The sequence below is a fragment of the Bradyrhizobium sp. LA6.8 genome (genome assembly GCF_040547935.1).
Classification (GTDB): Bacteria; Pseudomonadota; Alphaproteobacteria; order Rhizobiales; family Xanthobacteraceae; genus Bradyrhizobium; species Bradyrhizobium barranii.
In genome coordinates this window covers 96514-112115 of sequence record NZ_JBEPQQ010000009.1, presented here as the reverse complement: position 1 = coordinate 112115, position 15602 = coordinate 96514, and the positions used below count along the sequence as shown (strand labels likewise).

Below are 15602 nucleotides of genomic sequence, written 5' to 3'. Positions count from 1 at the left end.
TCATGAGCGACGCAAAGCCGATCTGGATCAGGGATCCCCTCGCCATCCTCGCTGACGGCGCCGAGCGCGGGATCGTGGTGAGGGATGGCCGGATTGTCGAGCTCGTGCCGGCCGGCGGCAGGCCTGCGACGGCGGATGTCGCGGTGTTCGACGCGGGCGAGCATGTCGTGCTGCCGGGCCTGATCAACACGCATCATCATTTCTACCAGACGCTGACGCGGGCGCTGCCGGCGGCGATGGACCGCGAGCTGTTTCCCTGGCTCCAGGCACTCTATCCGGTGTGGGCGAGGATGACGCCGGAATCGCTCGAGCTCGGCGTCACCGTGGCGATGTCCGAGCTCCTGCTCTCGGGCTGCACCACCACAACGGATCACCACTATGTGTTCCCGGCGGGACTCGAGGAGTCCGTCGATATCGAGGTTGCAGTCGCAAAACGGCTCGGTGTCCGGGTGCTGCTCACGCGCGGCTCGATGAACCTGTCGCAGCGCGACGGCGGCCTGCCGCCTGACAGCGTCGTACAGGACGAGGACACGATCCTCGCCGACAGCGCGCGCGTGGTCGCAAAGCATCACCAGCGCGGCCCGGATGCGATGGTGCAGATCGCGCTGGCGCCTTGCTCGCCGTTCTCGGTGACGACGTCGCTGATGCGCGCCACCGCCGATCTCGCCGACAAGCTCGACGTCCGTCTGCACACCCATCTCGCCGAGACCGAGGACGAGAACAAATTCTGCCAGCAGATGTATGGCTGCCGTCCGCTCGACTATCTCGAGCAATGCGGCTGGCTCAATGCGCGGACCTGGCTCGCTCACGGCATCTTCTTCAATGCGGAGGAGATGAAGCGGCTCGGCAAGGCGAAGACGACCATCAGCCATTGCGCGTGCAGCAACCAGATTCTGGCGTCGGGCTGCTGCCCGGTGTGCGAGATGGAGGAGGCCGGTGTCGGCATCGGCATCGGCGTCGACGGTTCGGCCTCGAACGACGGGTCGAATTTGATGCAGGAGGTGCGGGCGGCGTTCCTGCTGCAACGGGCGCGCTACGGAGTGGCCAAGGTCAGCCACAAGGATGCACTGCGCTGGGCCACCAAGGGCTCGGCAGCCTGCGTCGGCCGGCCGGAGCTGGGCGAGATCGCCGTCGGCAAGGCCGCCGATCTTGCCCTGTTCAAGCTCGACGAGCTGCGCTTCTCCGGTCACGGCGATCCGCTGGCCGCGCTGGTGCTGTGCGGGGCGCATCGGGCCGACCGGGTGATGGTGGCGGGACAATGGGCCGTGATCGACGGCGCGATCCCGGGACTGGATGTTCCCGATCTCATTCGCCGCCACGGTTCCGCGGCGCGGGCGATGCAGGTGGGATAATCCGGGCAAAAAAGAAAGAGGGGGCGACCACAAGTGCCGGGTGCTTCTGGCCACCCCCTCCGAACCTCCTCCGGGAGGAGCAGGTGATCTAGGCAATGCAAGAAGCGTGCTACTTGCCCGGAAGCTTGTCGTCGATGCCCTTGACGTAGAAATTCATGCCGAGGATCTGGCCGTCATCGAGGTGATCGCCACCTTTGCACTCGACCGGCTTGCCGTCCTGCCCAACGACCGGGCACTTGAATGGATGCAGCTTGCCCGCTGTGATCGCGGCCTGGGCATCCTCGGCGAGCTTCTTCACGTCGTCAGGCATGTTGGTGTAGGGCGCCATCGCGAACATGTGGCTGTCGAGGCCGCCCCAGCTGTCCTCGGACTTCCAGGTGCCGGCGAGCTCGGCCTTGACGCGTTCGATGTAATAAGGGCCCCAGGTGTCCAGGATCGAGGTGAGCTGGGTCTTCGGCCCGAACTTGATCATCTCGGAATCCTGGCCGAAGGCGAGCTTGCCGCGTTCGCTGGCAATCTGCATCGCCGCCGGCGAATCCGTGTGCTGCATGATTACGTCGGCGCCCTGGTCGATCAGCGCCTTGGCGGCGTCGGCCTCCTTGCCCGGGTCGAACCAGGTATTGGCCCAGATGATCTTGACCTTGATGTTCGGGTTGATGGTCTGCGCCGCGAGGATCGTCGCGTTGATGCCGGAGACGACCTCCGGAATCGGGAACGAGCCGATATAGCCGAGCACCCCGGACTTCGACATCTTGGCCGCGATCAGGCCCTGGATGTAGCGGCCCTGCCACCATTTGGCCGAGTAGGTCGACATGTTCGGGTTGCGCTTGTAGCCGGTGGCGTGCTCGAAATGCACGTTCGGATATTTCTTGGCGACCTTCAGCGTCGGGTCCATGTAGCCGAACGAGGTCGTGAAGATCAGCTTGTTGCCGGCGCGAACGAGCTGCTCGATGGAGCGCTCGGCGTCGGGACCTTCGGGCACGTTCTCGAGATAGGTGGTCTCGATCTTGTCGCCCAGCTCCTTCACCAGGGCCTGGCGCGCGAGGTCGTGCTGGTAGGTCCAGCCCAAGTCTCCGATCGGACCCAGATAGATGAAGCCGACTTTCAGCTTCTCGGCGGCGGAGGCTGCACTGACGCTTCCGGCAAGCAAAAGCCCGGCAGCCAGCGCAAGAAGTGATTTCCTCATCATCAATCTCCAAACATCAGGGGACAGCCACGATCCGCAACGTACGCGCCCCATCGCGCACGCCGCGGAAATGAAACTCAGCGGTCGGGCACGAACACGGTGCCGAGCGCGGCCGGCGCGGTCGAGCCGCCGGTGCGCGCGCGTGAGAGCAGGACCAGAACGATGACGGTTGCGAGGTAAGGCAGCGCCGACATGAACTGCGAGGGAATGCCGACGCCCCAGCCCTGCGCGTGCAGTTGCAGGATCGTCACCGCGCCGAACAGGTAGGCGCCGACGACGAGCCGGCCCGGCCGCCAGGACGAAAACACGACCAGTGCCAGCGCGATCCAGCCGCGGCCCGCGGTCATGCCGGGAATGAAGAACGGCGTGTAGGCGAGCGGCAGATAGGCGCCGGCAAGGCCTGCGCAGGCGCCGCCGAACATCACGGCGAAGGTGCGGATGCGCAGCACGGGGTAGCCGAGCGCATGCGCGGAGACATGGTTGTCGCCGCAGGCGCGCAAGATCAACCCCGCCCGCGTGCGGTACAGGAACCACCAGACGCCGACGACGAGCGCGATGGAGAAATAGACGAAGGCGTCCTCGCCGAACAGCACCCGGCCAATCAGCGGCATATCCGTGAGGCCGGGAATATAGAGGTGCATCGCGGGCGTGATGCGCTCGCCGACGAAGCCGGCGCCGATCAGGCCGGACAGGCCGACGCCGAGGATGGTCAGCGCGAGACCCGTTGCAACCTGGTTGACGGCGAGCCCGAGCGTCATCAGCGCGAACACCAGCGACATCAGCGTGCCCGCGACGATGCCGAACAGCGCGCCGAAGAAGATCGAGCCGGTGAGCCACGCACCTGCAAAACCGCAGGCTGCACCGACGATCATCATGCCCTCGACGCCGAGATTGAGCACGCCGGAGCGCTCGGTCACGAGCTCGCCGGTCGCCGCGATCAGGAGCGGGGTCGATGCGGCGAGCACCGCGAGGATGATGGCTTCAACCAGTTCCACGGGTCACCTGTCGGTTCGGGAAAACCAGCTTGAAGCGATAGAGAATGAGCGAATCGCAGGCGAGGACGTAGAACAGCAGGATGCCCTGGAATACCTTGGTGACGTCCAACGGGATCTTCATCGCGATCTGCGCCTGCTCGCCGCCGATAAAGGTCAATGCGAGAAAAAGGCCTGCAATTAGTATTCCAAGCGGGTTCAGCCGACCGAGGAAGGCGACGATGATCGCGGTGAAGCCGTAGCCTGGCGAGATGCCGGGCTGGAGATGCCCGACCGGACCCGCGACCTCGATGATGCCGGCGAGCCCGGCGAGCGCGCCCGACACAGCGAAAGTCAGGATGATCAGCTGGTTGGCGTTGAAGCCGCCGAACCGTGCGGCGCGCGGCGCCGCGCCGACCACGCGAATCTCAAAGCCCTTGATGGTGCGGCCGAGCAGGATCGCGGCTGCCGCGACGACGAGCAGGGCGATGATCGAGCCGAGATGCAGCCGGCCGCCTTCGATCAGCAGCGGCACCGTTGCGACCGGATCGAACTCCGCGGTGGTCGGGAAGTTGAAGCCGTGCGGATCGCGCCAGGGGCCGCGCACGAGATAGTCGAGAAAGAGGTCGGCGACATAGACCAGCATCAGGCTGGTCAGGATTTCGCTGGCGCCGAACTTCACCTTGCAGATCGCCGGGATCAGCGCATAGAGCGCGCCTGCTGCGGCGGCGAGCACGAGCATGACCGGAAGCACCCAGGCGCCGGCATCGGTGCCCTGCGTCTTCACCGCGATCCAGCTTCCGGCCACCGCGCCGATCAGGAATTGCCCTTCGGCGCCGATGTTCCAGGCATTGGCGAGATAGCAAAGCGACAGTCCGATCGCGATCATCACCAGAGGCGTGGCCTTCACCGCGATCTCCTGCAGCGAATAGCCGTCGGTCAACGGCGCGATGAAGTAGGCGTGCAGCGCGAGCAGCGGATTCTTGCCGAGGATCGCGAACAGGATGGTCATGGTGGCGATCGTCAGCCCGATCGCGATCAGCGGCGAGACCAGCGCGATCGTGTTGGAGCGCTCGACGCGCTTCTCAAGCACCAATTGCATGCGCGGCCTCCTTCGGCTCCAGGCTGCTGCCCCCCATCAACAGGCCAAGTTTTTCGCGCGTGGCTTCGCTTGTTGCAAGCGGCGGCGACAGCCGGCCATGGAACATCACGGCGATGCGGTCGGCGATCTCGGCCAGCTCGTCGAGATCCTGGCTGGTGACGAGCACGGCGGCGCCTGCGGTTGCGAGATCAAGCAGCGCCTGGCGGATCACGGCGGCGGCGCCGGCATCGACGCCCCATGTCGGCTGACTCACCACCAGCACCGCGGGGTTGCGCAGGATTTCGCGGCCGACGATGAACTTTTGCAAATTGCCGCCGGACAGGCTCGCAGCTTCCGGATCCCGCTTGGCCTTGCGAACGTCAAACGTTTCGGTCGCGCGGTCCACGGTCTTTAGTGTCGCCGCGGTGTCGATGAAGCCGTGATGGACCATGCCGCTGGCGGCGTGCCCGGTCAGCAGCGCGTTCTCCGACAGCTTCATGCGCGGCGCGGTGCCGTGGCCGAGCCGTTCCTCCGGGACGAAGGCCGCGCCCAGCTTGCGGCGCCGGGTGATCGAGAGGTGGCCGGCGGCGATGCCTTCTATCACGACGGTACCGGGGTCGTTCGACAGGCGCTCGCCGGAGAGCGCGGCGAACAACTCGTCCTGGCCGTTGCCGGCGACGCCGGCGATGCCGAGGATCTCGCCGCCCTTCAGCTCGAACGAGATGTGCTCGAGCCGCACGCCATGCGCCTCGCTCGGCGCGAGTGAAAGGTCGTTGACGACGAGTCGCGGCACGGTGGTCTTCCGGCCTGCCGGTGCTCTCACTTCCCTGATCTCGCCGCCGACCATCATCCGCGCGAGCGAGGCCGCGGTCTCGAGTCGGGGATTGCAGGTCTCGACCTTCTTGCCACCGCGCAGGATCGTGGCGGTGTCGCAGAGCCGCTTCACTTCGTCGAGCTTGTGGCTGATGTAGAGGATGGCGCGGCCTTCGGCCTTGAGGCGTTCCAGCACGATGAAGAGCTGGTCGGCCTCCTGCGGTGTCAGCACGGCAGTGGGCTCGTCCAGGATCAGGAATTTCGGATCCTGCATCAGCGCGCGGACGATCTCGATGCGCTGGCGCTCGCCGACCGAGAGTTGCCAGACCTCGCGCCTGGGATCGAGCGGCAGTCCATAGGTCTTCGACACCTGCTCCAGCCGCGCCGACATGTCCTTGAAGGATTCCCTGCCGTCGAGGCCGAGCGCGACGTTCTCGGCGACCGTGAGATTGTCGAACAGCGAGAAATGCTGGAACACCATGCCGATGCCGCGGCTGCGCGCCTCTGATGGACCCGACAGCACGATGGGGTGGCCCTGCCAGCGGATCTCGCCGGCGCTGGGCTGGATCAGCCCGTAGATCGCCTTGACCAGCGTCGACTTGCCGGCGCCGTTCTCGCCGAGCAGAGCGTGGATTTCCTTGGACCAGATACCAATGTCGATGGAATCGTTGGCGAGGAAATCACCATAGCGCTTGGTGAGCCCGATCGTCTGAAGCAGAGGGGGCTCGCCGGAATGCAGGTCGTTGGACGTCTGGTCTAACATTCGCTGATGCGCTGGCACGGGGTGAAGTGCCTCAATTGTGGGCTAGTTTGAACCGTCGCGTAAGATGTGAAAAAGCGTCATCCCTTGCTCAACGCTTCGGCAGGCGGTCTGTGTCGCGAGTCGCGGCCCTTGTCAGTCGATGATCGTCTCCAACCGACATCAGGGAGAGCCATTGCGGCGGCCTCCTGCGAGAGACGCCTGTTGCAAATTTGTGACGGCTCAAACCAAATCGGAACCCGCTGTGCAGGCCTGACGTGAAGTTGAGCAAAGTCGCGCCGGCGCGCGTATGCAATTCCCGACCGGGCCAACGGCCGCTGTCGTCAATTGTGTCTGCATTCTTGCGCCGCCACAAAAGACAAATGAAATCAAACGGGAATCTTCGGCATCGCGTCACCGCACGCACGCAGCAGCGAAACGGAAAAAATCCTCGAATTCCTGGGTTGAAAGGCCGCCTCCTGCCGAAACAAGCGGCATGCCTTGAAAAAAGTTGAGGCTTCTCACTCCGGGAGATCGGCGCAAGTGTCGCACCCAAGGGGCGTTCATTTTTACGTGTCCAAACTTGGGGGTATTCAGGATGTCGTTTGGTTTCAAGGCAATCGCAGCCGCGGCGCTGTCGATTGCTACACTCGCTACCAGTGGCCTGGCTCAGGCGGCGGACCTGCCGGTCAAGGCTGCCAAGAAAGCGTCGGACGTCCCGTTCTTCCTGGTGATCGACAACCGCGTCACGTTCTCCTGGATGCCCAAGGGCACTGACCCCGGCATGTGGAGCGTCAATCCGAACGGCAGCATCAACGGTACCACCGCCAAGCAGGTCTATTCGTTCACGCACTTCGACCTCTGGGCCTACGGCACCAACTTCTTCACCATCTCCATGTTCAAGTCGGGTCATAACGACCCTGCTTCGCCCTGTATCGCACCTGGTCTGTCCTCCTCCTTCGGTGCAGCCGACTGCGCCGGCGCGACCGAGATCTACGGCCTGTTCCGCTCGACCTTCGGCTGGAACCAGCTCTTCAACACCAAGGCCTTCACCACGGGGCCGCTGCAGAACATCTCGTTTGAAGTCGGTATGGATGGCAATTCCGAGAACACCTTCTTGGCGCCCGCGAAGCGGGACGTCGTTGCCGGTCTCCAGTTCGCCTTCGACCTTCCTTACAAGGGCTACATCAACGTCGCGCCCTTGATGTACTGGGAGTTCTCCAACCACAACGCCTTCACTCAGTGCGGCAGCGGTTTTGCTGGCCCCCTCTCGGGTGTGAGCTGTAACTCCGATGGCAATGTCAGCTACAACCCGACCTGGGCCGTCGAAATCAACTACTACATGGACCTCGGCTTCCTGCCGCCGAACATGCAGTTCTGGTCGATCAGCGGCCGCGCCGGCTGGTATGGAGCGAAGGGCGACTCGAACGGCCTTCCCGCGCTCTCCGGCCCTGGCCGGTTCTCTACTGCTTCCAAGGTCGAGTTGAACAGCGAACCGATCCGTCTGACCTTCGACGCTTCGAAGGCCGCCTGGGGTGACAAGTACTCGCACTTCGTCGATCTCTGGGTTGCCTATCGCTACTGGCAGAACAAGTTCGGCCTCGACCACAACGCCATGCCCGGCGTCTGCACGGTCGCCGCGACCGGCCAGAGCACCAACAGCTGCACCGAGTCCACGGTGTACGGTGGCGTCACTGTGAAGTTCTGATCGACTGAATGTCTCCAGGTTTGAATAACGCCGCGCAGGAATGCGCGGCGTTATTAGCGTTTCCGAGCGTAGGGTGGGCAAAGGCGCAATGCGCCGTGCCCACCATCTTCCCAGATAGTTAGTTATCGGTGGGCACGCTTCGCTTTGCCCACCCTACGAAGTCGAGTTGTTGAGCTCGCTACTTGGTCCACACGCCGTCGTGCAGCGCCTCGGCCTCGTCCTCAAGCAGCGGCCCGACGACTTCCGTCGATCGCTGGCCGCTGGCAAAGACCTCGCGACAGGGCAGGTCGAGCGTGGGGTTGTCCGGATGGTTGCCGGTGACGCCGCGCAGGCGGTGCTCGCTGAGGCCGTAGACCACACGGCCGATGCCGGCCCAGTAGATCGCGCCGGCACACATCGCGCAGGGTTCAGCGGAGGAATAGAGCGTGGCCTTCGCCAGCACCTCGCGGTCGAACCTACGGCAGGCCTGCGTGGCCGCGAGGCGCTCGGCATGCGCAGTGCCGTCGTGGTCGGGCATGTAGCCGTTCTCGGTCTCGATCAGCACCTTGCCATCGGCATCGACGACGACGCAGCCGAACGGATGGTTGCCATGGGTGAGCGAGCGGCGGGCGACCGTAAAGGACAGGCGGAGGAAGTGTTCGTCGCGCTCGGATCCGCCGCTCATCGCTCGTCTCTGGTCAATGCCCCGCCATATGCCGGCCGACCACGGTCAGATCGGCTTCGCTGGTTCGTGCTTCATACACGAATTCGCCGTGGAACATCACCACCAGCCGATCGGAGAGTTCGAGCAATTCGTCGAGATCCTCGCTGACGAGCAGCACGGCGGCGCCACGGTTGCGGGCGGCCATGATCTCGGCGTGGATCTGCGCCACCGCCGCGAAGTCGAGGCCGAAGCAGGGATTGGCCGCGATCAGCACCTCGACGTTGCCGCCAAGCTCGCGTGCCAGCACGGCGCGCTGGACGTTGCCGCCTGACAGCGCCGAGATTGGCGTGTCCGGGGTGCGGGTCTTGATCTTGTACTGGCCGATCTTCTTCCTGGCATCGTCGCGGAAGGCGCCGCGGTTGAGCCACCAGCCGAGGCTTGCGAAGGGCGCGCGATCGAATTCGCGGAAGGCGATGTTGTCGGCGACGCTCATGCCGCCGACGCAGGCGTTCTTCAGCGGCTCCTCGGGCAGCAGCGACATCTTGTGGCGGCGCATCTCTTCGCGGCTGGCGTGATAGGGATCGCCTGCGACGCGGATCTCGCCGCTCTCGGCTTCGCGCTGGCCGGCCAGCACCTCGACAAGCTGACGCTGGCCGTTGCCGGAGACGCCAGCGATGCCGACGATCTCGCCGGCGCGCACGGTGAGCGAGACGTCATGGACGGCCATGGCGCCGGCATCGTCGAGCGCGCGGAGCTTTTCCAGCTCCAAACGCGCCTTGCCGGCTTCGCCGGTGCGCGGCGGCTGCACGGTCAGTTCTTCGGCGCCGATCATGGTTCGCGCCATCGCATCCGGTGTGAGTTCGGAAACCTTGCCGGCACCTGCGAGCTTGCCGCGGCGCAGGATCGTGACGTCGTCGGCGAAGGCCATGACCTCGCGGAATTTGTGCGTGATCATCAGGATGGTCAGCTCGCCCTTGACGACCATGTCGCGGAGCATGCCAAGAACTTCGTCGGCCTCCGCCGGCGTCAGCACCGAGGTCGGCTCGTCCAGGATCAGGAAGCGGCGCTTCAGATAGAGCTGCTTGAGGATCTCGCATTTCTGCCGCTCCCCGGCGGAGATGTCGGAGACCTTGGCGCCGAGCGGCACCTTGAACGGCATCCGCGCCAGAAAAGCCTCGAGCTCCTTCATCTCCTTCGACCAGTTCACCACGGCCGGCACATCGTCGCGGGCCAGCACGAGGTTTTCGGCGACCGTCATGGCCGGCACCAGGGTAAAATGCTGGTAGACCATGCCGAGGCCGAGCGCGTGGGCGTCCTTTGGATTTGCGATCGCCTGCTCGCGGCCGCCGACCAGGATGTCGCCTTCGGTCGCGTGGTAATAGCCCATGATGCATTTGACGAGCGTCGACTTGCCGGCGCCGTTCTCGCCGAGCAGCGCGTGGAACGAGCCCGGCCGCACCTTCAGCTCGACATTGTCGAGCGCGAGGAAGTCGCCGAAGCGCATGGTCATGGCGATGGCGTCGATGCCGAAGGCGCCCGCTGGCGGCGGCGTGTCGCCGATGATCACGAAATAGCTCCGATGAAGGCGTCCGACGTCGAGACCGCGCCGAACACGCCGCCCTGCATCTTGATCATCTTCAGGGCATGGTCGTGATTGCTCTTGTCGGTCGCGCCGCAGCAATCGTGCAGCAGGACGCATTCGAAGCCGCGGTCGTTGGCCTCGCGCATCGTGGTGTGAACGCAGACGTCGGTCGTGATGCCCGTGAGCACGATGTTCTCGATGCCGCGCACGCGCAGGATCAGCTCCAGGTCGGTGGCGCAGAACGAGCCCTTGCCGGGCTTGTCGATGATGGGCTCGCCTGGCAGCGGCGCCAGCTCCTCGATGATGTCCCAGCCGGGCTCGCCGCGAACGAGGATACGTCCGCAGGGACCGGGATCGCCGATGCCGGCACCGATCTGGCGCGAGCGCCAGCGCTTGTTGGCGGGAAGGTCGGAGAGATCGGGGCGATGGCCCTCGCGGGTATGGATGATGTGAAAGCCTTGGGCGCGCATCGCCGCGAGCAGCTTCTTGATCGGCTCGATCGGCGCCCGCGTCAGCGAGAGGTCGTAGCCCATCTTGTCGACATAGCCGCCGATGCCGCAGAAATCGGTCTGCATGTCGATGATGACGAGCGCGGTGTTTTGGGGGCGGAGATCGCCATTGTAGGGCCAGGCGTAGGGCTCGGACTTGATATAGCGCTCGGGCATGATTTCGTTCTCTAACGGGTGATCGACAATTCGGCCGGGGCTCCGGTCAGTGTGCGTTTCGGCGAGCAGGTGATGATCATGATCGCCAGCGTCAGGATGTAGGGGGCGGCGTTGAAGAGGTGATAGCCGGAGGTGACGCCGACCGATTGCAGCGCAGGGCCCAGGGCCGCGGCACCGCCGAAGGCGAGCGAGGCCCACAGGCAGAGCAGGGGATCCCAGCGCGCGAAGATCACGAGCGCCACGGCGGTGATGCCTTGTCCCGAGGACAGGCCTTCGTTCCAGCTTCCGGGATAGAACAGCGACAGGAACGAGCCGCCGATGCCGGCGAGGAAGCCGCCGACCATGGTCGCGCGCAGGCGGATCAGCAGCACGGAATGGCCCATCGCACGCGCGGCATCGGAGCTCTCGCCGGCGGTGCGGATCAAAAGGCCCCAGCGCGTGGTGCGGAAGGCCCAATAGAGGATTGGCGCGAGCGCGACGCCGATCAGGAACAGGACGTTGACGCGCAGCGCGGCGCGGACCTGCGGGATGTCGCTCCACCAGCCAAAATCGATCGCGGGCAGCCGCGGCGCGGTGGGCTCGATCAGCGGCTTGCCGAGATAGAAGGCAAGGCCGGTGCCGAACAGCATCAGCGCGATGCCGACCGCGATATCGTTGACGCGGGGCAGCGAGCAGATACCGGCGTGCAATGCGCCCAGCAGTGCACCTGTGATGCCGGCGGCGAGCACGCCAAGCCAGGGCGAGCCCGTGAGATAGGAGATGCCGTAGGCGCTCATCGCGCCCATCACCAGCGTGCCCTCAAGGCCGAGATTGATGCGGCCGGAGCGCTCGGTGATGCATTCGCCCAGGCTCACGAACAGGAACGGCGTCGAGACGCGGATGGCGCCGCCGAGCACGGCGAGCGGGACAGTCCAGAGCCCGATCGATCCGTCTGCCATCTCAGGATTTTCCCTTCAAAAATCCAGTGCGGCCGTAAAGCGCATCGCTGGCCAGCACGAAGACGAAGATGATGCCCTGAAGCACCAGAACGGATGCGTCGGGCAATCCGAGGCGGCGCTGCAAAAGGCCGCCGCTGGCGCTGATGCCGCCGAGCAGGATCGCGACGGGAATGATCGCGAGCGGATTCTGCCGGGCGAGGAAGGCGACGAGAATGCCGGTGAAGCCGTAGCCCGCCGCAAGGTTGGCGTTGGTGCGTCCCTGCACGGCGGCGACCTCAACCATGCCGGCAAGGCCCGCGGCGCCGCCGGCGAGGAAGCAGATGGTCAGGATCAGCTTGCTGACGCCGAGACCGACGATCTTTGCGGCGCGGATGTTGCCGCCGGCGACGCGCGCGGCGAAGCCGAACACGGTGTGATAGATCAGGACGTAGGCAGCGATCGCGGCGATCAGGCCGAAGACGAGGCCCCAATGCACGTCGGTGCCGGGAATGCTGCCGATCATGTTGGCGGCGCCGATCTCGCGCGTCGACGGCTTGTTGAGGCTGGCGGGATCGCGCATCAGCCCCTCAACAAGATGGTTGAGGATCGCGAGCGCGATGTAGACGAGCAGCAGGCTCGAGATGGTCTCGTTGACGCCGCGATACTGGCGCAGCGCGCCCGACAGCATGATCCACAGGCCGCCGCCGACTACGCCGCCGATGACCATGGAAATTTGGACGACGAGCGGCGGCATGCCCTGAAGCGCCAGCGCGGCGCTGGTCGCCGACAGCGCGCCGATCAGGAGCGCGCCTTCGCCGCCGATGATGACCATGCCGAGCTGTGCCGGCAGTGCGGTGCAGAGCGCGGTGAGGATCAGCGGCGCAGCACGCGTCAACGTATTCTGCCAGGAGAACCAGGTGCCGAAAGCGCCGTAGTACATATAAAAATAGAGATCGAGCGGGTTCTTGCCGAACATCGCGACGAAGATGCCGAAGATCACGAGCGCGCCGGCCAGCGCCGCGCCCGGGATCAGGATGTATTCGATTGTCGCGCCGTGGCGCTGGAGAAAGCCGGGATCGGCGGCCGGGGCAATTGTCCCGGCCGCTTCAGTAGAATCCGCGGCTTCCGTTGTCACGAAGTCGCTCCGATCACGCCTTCGACCAGGTAGTCCATCTTCTCCAGCTCAGGATCCTTCTGGCCGCGATCGGTGCCGGCCGCGATCACCGTCTTGCCCTTGTTGTCGACCAGCCCGCCCTTGAAGATGGCGTAGCCCTCCGCCGACAGAAATTTGGCCTTGACCTCGTCGGCATGCTTGCGCGCTTCGGCGGAGACTGCCTCACCGTAGGGCGAGGTCTTGACGATCTCTTCCTTGAGTCCACCGCGATAGAAGTTCGGGATGCTTTCGCCGGCGGCGATCATCTTCACGAACTTCGGATAGAGCGCTTCCCAATTCCACTCGGCGCCGGTGAGATACGCCTTCGGCGCCAGCGGCGACTGGTTGGTGTGATAGCCGCAGACGAAGGCGCCGCGGCGTGCCGCGTTCTCGACCATGGTCTTCGGACCGTCGACATGGCAGGTGAGCACGTCGACGCCCTGATCGATCAGGCTGTTGGTGGCTTCGGCCTCCTTGACCGGCATCGACCAATCGCCCGTGAAAATAACCTGGGTGGTGGCCTTGGGATTGGCGAGCCTGGCGCCGAGCGCGAAGGCGTTGATGTTGCGCAGCACCTGCGGGATCGGCTTGGCGGCAACGAAGCCGAGCTTGCCGCTCTTGGAGGTGTAGCCGGCGACGATGCCCGAGATGTACTGGGCCTCGTCGATATAGCCAAAATAGCTGCCGGCGTTCTTCGGATCCTTGTCGCTCCACAGGCCGCCGCAGTGCTCGAAGCGCAGCTTCGGGAACTTGGTGGCCATCTTGATCATGTGAGGGTTGTAGTAGCCGAACGAGGTCGGGAAGAGCAGGGTGGCGCCGTCGAGGTTGATCATGGACTCGATCGTCTTCTCGACCGCGTCGGTCTCCGGCACCTTCTCTTCCTCGACGACCTTCAGCCCCGGAATTTTCTTCAGTGCCGCCGCGCCCTGCGCATGAGCCTGGTTGTAGCCGTAGTCGTCGCGCGAGCCGACATAGATGAAGCCGATGGTGGTATCGGCCGCGAAGGCGGGACGGACGCCCGCTGCCGCACCGAGGGTCAGGGCCGCGCCGCCCTGCAACAAATGACGTCGTGAAATCTTGCCGAAATCCATTGCTCGCTCCCCTTGGCGGATGTCCCGCCTTAATCTCGCGGCCGCGCCGGTCTGGCGGAGCCCGGGGATAAGATGTCGCAAGCTTCGTGCCAGAGGCCACCGAGTGGTCAATTGATCTGAAGCCATTGAAAAATATCGTGTTTATAAATTTTCAGAATCCTGTCGAGTAAGCCGGCAGATTAATTTTTGAGCAAAATATAGAAGTTGTATGCAATGGAGTTGAGCAGCCAGGCCAGCTCGCGTGTGTGCATGGCGGGAGCTACGAACTGCCGGCAACCCGCATTCATGCTACCCACGCGCGGATCGGGACCACGGTCGTGATTTTTTGCTGGCACCGAACTTGTATCGATCGCCGCCAGGGCCGCCGCCGCGGTCCCAAGAGATGGGAAGCTCGCCGAGATGGTTGCTGGTAACGCCGTTCAGAATGCATCGCTCGGCGAGGAGATCGTGCGACGAATCGACGAGCTCGCCGCGATCTCGGAAGACGGCGACAAGCTCACCCGCATCTACCTCACCAACGAGCTGCGCAAGGCCGCTGACCTCATCCTGGGCTGGATGCGCGAAGCCGGCATGAACGCGCGTCTCGATGCGATCGGGAATGTCTGCGGACGCTACGAAGGCGAGCAGTTGGGGGCGCCCTGCCTGATGCTCGGCTCGCACTACGACACGGTGCGCGATGCCGGCAAATGGGACGGGCCGCTGGGGGTGACCACGGCGATTGCCTGCGTCGCCGATCTCAAGCGCCGCGGCAAGCGCCTGCCGTTCGCGATCGAGGTGATCGGCTTTGCCGATGAAGAGGGGGTACGTTTCTCTTCGACGCTGCTCGGAAGCCGGGCGGTGGCCGGCACCTTCGACGAGAGCGTCCTGAACACGCGCGACCGCGACGGCGTGTCGATGCGCGATGCGCTCGTCGCGTTCGGCCTCGATCCCGATCACATCGGCGCGGCCGCGCGGGCCCGGCGCGAACTGCTCGCCTATCTCGAATTGCACATCGAGCAGGGTCCGGTGCTGGAAGCCCAGAACCTGCCCGTCGGTGTCGTCACCGCGATTGCGGGCGCGACACGGCTCGCTGCGCGGCTGACCGGCATGGCCGGTCATGCCGGCACCGTGCCGATGGCGCTGCGCCGTGATGCGCTCGCCGGCGCGGCCGAATGCATCGGCGCGATCGAGCAGTTTTGCCACACCGACGCGGACGGGCTGGTCGGCACCGTCGGCTATATCCAGGCGAGGCCCGGGGCGACCAATGTCATCCCGGGCGAAGTGTCCTTCACCATCGACATGCGGGCACCGACCGACATGCATCGCAAGCGCGCGGTCGCCGACATCGTCCGCCAGATCGAGGCGATTGCAAAACGCCGGCAATTGGCGCTTCAGCTCGACGTCACTCACGAGAACCGCACCGCGCCTTGCGCACCCTGGTTGAAGGACCAGATCGCGCAGGCGATCGCTGCCGAAGGCGCGTCGGTGTTCGAGCTGCCGAGCGGGGCAGGGCACGACGGCATGGCGATGATCGATATCGCCGATGTCGGCATGATCTTCGTCCGCTGCCGCGGCGGCATCAGCCACCACGCGGACGAGCACGTCGAGCTCGCCGATGCCGACGCCGGCGCACGCGTGCTGCTGCGGGTGATCGAGAATTTCAGGCCGCGGGAGGGCCGCGCCGGCGCGAAGTGATTGCCTGAAGCCCGCAAGTCACCGGGT

At 64.8% G+C, this 15602-nt stretch carries 13 protein-coding genes; 3 read left to right on the top strand and 10 right to left on the bottom strand.

All coding sequences use genetic code 11. From position 1 onward, the window contains the following. Positions 1-2 precede the first annotated feature (2 nt). Entirely contained in the window at positions 3-1352 is a 1350-nt protein-coding gene (locus tag ABIA90_RS34690; protein WP_354120419.1) for an 8-oxoguanine deaminase, read from the top strand. 109 nt (positions 1353-1461) lie between these two features. Here the strand turns inward: ABIA90_RS34690 and ABIA90_RS34685 are convergent, their stop codons facing one another. From ABIA90_RS34685 to ABIA90_RS34670, 4 genes are all read right to left on the bottom strand, one after another. After that, on the bottom strand, positions 1462-2538 hold the full coding sequence (locus ABIA90_RS34685; RefSeq protein WP_354120420.1) for a BMP family ABC transporter substrate-binding protein: 1077 nt from the start codon (positions 2536-2538) through the stop codon (positions 1462-1464). A 77-nt stretch (positions 2539-2615) separates the two neighbouring features. Continuing rightward, positions 2616-3533: an ABC transporter permease gene (locus tag ABIA90_RS34680; protein WP_354120421.1), complete on the bottom strand. Its 918-nt coding sequence runs from the start codon at positions 3531-3533 to the stop codon at positions 2616-2618. Continuing rightward, positions 3520-4611 carry an ABC transporter permease gene (locus tag ABIA90_RS34675; RefSeq protein WP_354120422.1) on the bottom strand — a complete coding sequence of 364 codons (1092 nt, stop codon included), beginning with the start codon at positions 4609-4611 and terminating at the stop codon, positions 3520-3522. Before ABIA90_RS34675 ends, ABIA90_RS34680 begins: the two co-directional genes overlap by 14 nt. After that, positions 4595-6166, bottom strand: a complete 1572-nt coding sequence (locus ABIA90_RS34670) for an ABC transporter ATP-binding protein (RefSeq protein ID WP_354120423.1) — start codon at positions 6164-6166, stop codon at positions 4595-4597. The genes ABIA90_RS34675 and ABIA90_RS34670 overlap by 17 nt, the downstream gene beginning before the upstream one ends. Positions 6167-6740: 574 nt before the next feature. Here ABIA90_RS34670 and ABIA90_RS34665 point away from each other — a divergent pair. Next, positions 6741-7850, top strand: coding sequence for a hypothetical protein (locus ABIA90_RS34665; protein ID WP_354120424.1), 1110 nt, complete (start codon positions 6741-6743; stop codon positions 7848-7850). Between the two features lie 178 nt (positions 7851-8028). On the opposite strand, the gene ABIA90_RS34660 is transcribed toward ABIA90_RS34665, so the two are convergent. The 6 genes from ABIA90_RS34660 to ABIA90_RS34635 are packed head-to-tail and all read right to left on the bottom strand — an operon-like array spanning position 8029 to position 13901. Beyond that, positions 8029-8514, bottom strand: coding sequence for a nucleoside deaminase (locus ABIA90_RS34660; RefSeq protein WP_354120425.1), 486 nt, complete (start codon positions 8512-8514; stop codon positions 8029-8031). A gap of 13 nt (positions 8515-8527) precedes the next feature. Continuing rightward, the gene (locus ABIA90_RS34655) at positions 8528-10060 is read right to left on the bottom strand and encodes an ABC transporter ATP-binding protein (protein WP_354120426.1); all 1533 of its coding nucleotides are present in this window, start codon (positions 10058-10060) and stop codon (positions 8528-8530) included. Continuing rightward, positions 10057-10740 (bottom strand): biuret amidohydrolase, encoded by a 684-nt coding sequence (biuH, locus tag ABIA90_RS34650; RefSeq protein ID WP_354096633.1) that lies wholly within the window; start codon positions 10738-10740, stop codon positions 10057-10059. Before biuH ends, ABIA90_RS34655 begins: the two co-directional genes overlap by 4 nt. Positions 10741-10751: 11 nt before the next feature. Further along, positions 10752-11678 (bottom strand): ABC transporter permease, encoded by a 927-nt coding sequence (locus ABIA90_RS34645; RefSeq protein ID WP_007601468.1) that lies wholly within the window; start codon positions 11676-11678, stop codon positions 10752-10754. A 1-nt stretch (position 11679) separates the two neighbouring features. After that, on the bottom strand, positions 11680-12792 hold the full coding sequence (locus ABIA90_RS34640; protein ID WP_354120427.1) for an ABC transporter permease: 1113 nt from the start codon (positions 12790-12792) through the stop codon (positions 11680-11682). Then, entirely contained in the window at positions 12789-13901 is a 1113-nt protein-coding gene (locus ABIA90_RS34635; protein ID WP_039152669.1) for a BMP family ABC transporter substrate-binding protein, read from the bottom strand. Before ABIA90_RS34635 ends, ABIA90_RS34640 begins: the two co-directional genes overlap by 4 nt. A 399-nt stretch (positions 13902-14300) precedes the next feature. On the opposite strand from ABIA90_RS34635, the gene ABIA90_RS34630 reads away from it, so the two are divergent. Then, positions 14301-15575, top strand: coding sequence for an allantoate amidohydrolase (locus tag ABIA90_RS34630; protein ID WP_354120428.1), 1275 nt, complete (start codon positions 14301-14303; stop codon positions 15573-15575). Positions 15576-15602 lie beyond the last annotated feature (27 nt).

Coding starts and splice junctions, on each gene's coding strand:
- ABIA90_RS34690 (WP_354120419.1), top strand. CDS start 3: ATGAGCGACGCAAAGCCGATCTGGATCAGGGATCCCCTCGCCATCCTC.
- ABIA90_RS34685 (WP_354120420.1), bottom strand. CDS start 2,538: ATGAGGAAATCACTTCTTGCGCTGGCTGCCGGGCTTTTGCTTGCCGGA.
- ABIA90_RS34675 (WP_354120422.1), bottom strand. CDS start 4,611: ATGCAATTGGTGCTTGAGAAGCGCGTCGAGCGCTCCAACACGATCGCG.
- ABIA90_RS34670 (WP_354120423.1), bottom strand. CDS start 6,166: ATGTTAGACCAGACGTCCAACGACCTGCATTCCGGCGAGCCCCCTCTG.
- ABIA90_RS34665 (WP_354120424.1), top strand. CDS start 6,741: ATGTCGTTTGGTTTCAAGGCAATCGCAGCCGCGGCGCTGTCGATTGCT.
- ABIA90_RS34660 (WP_354120425.1), bottom strand. CDS start 8,514: ATGAGCGGCGGATCCGAGCGCGACGAACACTTCCTCCGCCTGTCCTTT.
- biuH (WP_354096633.1), bottom strand. CDS start 10,740: ATGCCCGAGCGCTATATCAAGTCCGAGCCCTACGCCTGGCCCTACAAT.
- ABIA90_RS34645 (WP_007601468.1), bottom strand. CDS start 11,678: ATGGCAGACGGATCGATCGGGCTCTGGACTGTCCCGCTCGCCGTGCTC.
- ABIA90_RS34635 (WP_039152669.1), bottom strand. CDS start 13,901: ATGGATTTCGGCAAGATTTCACGACGTCATTTGTTGCAGGGCGGCGCG.
- ABIA90_RS34630 (WP_354120428.1), top strand. CDS start 14,301: ATGGTTGCTGGTAACGCCGTTCAGAATGCATCGCTCGGCGAGGAGATC.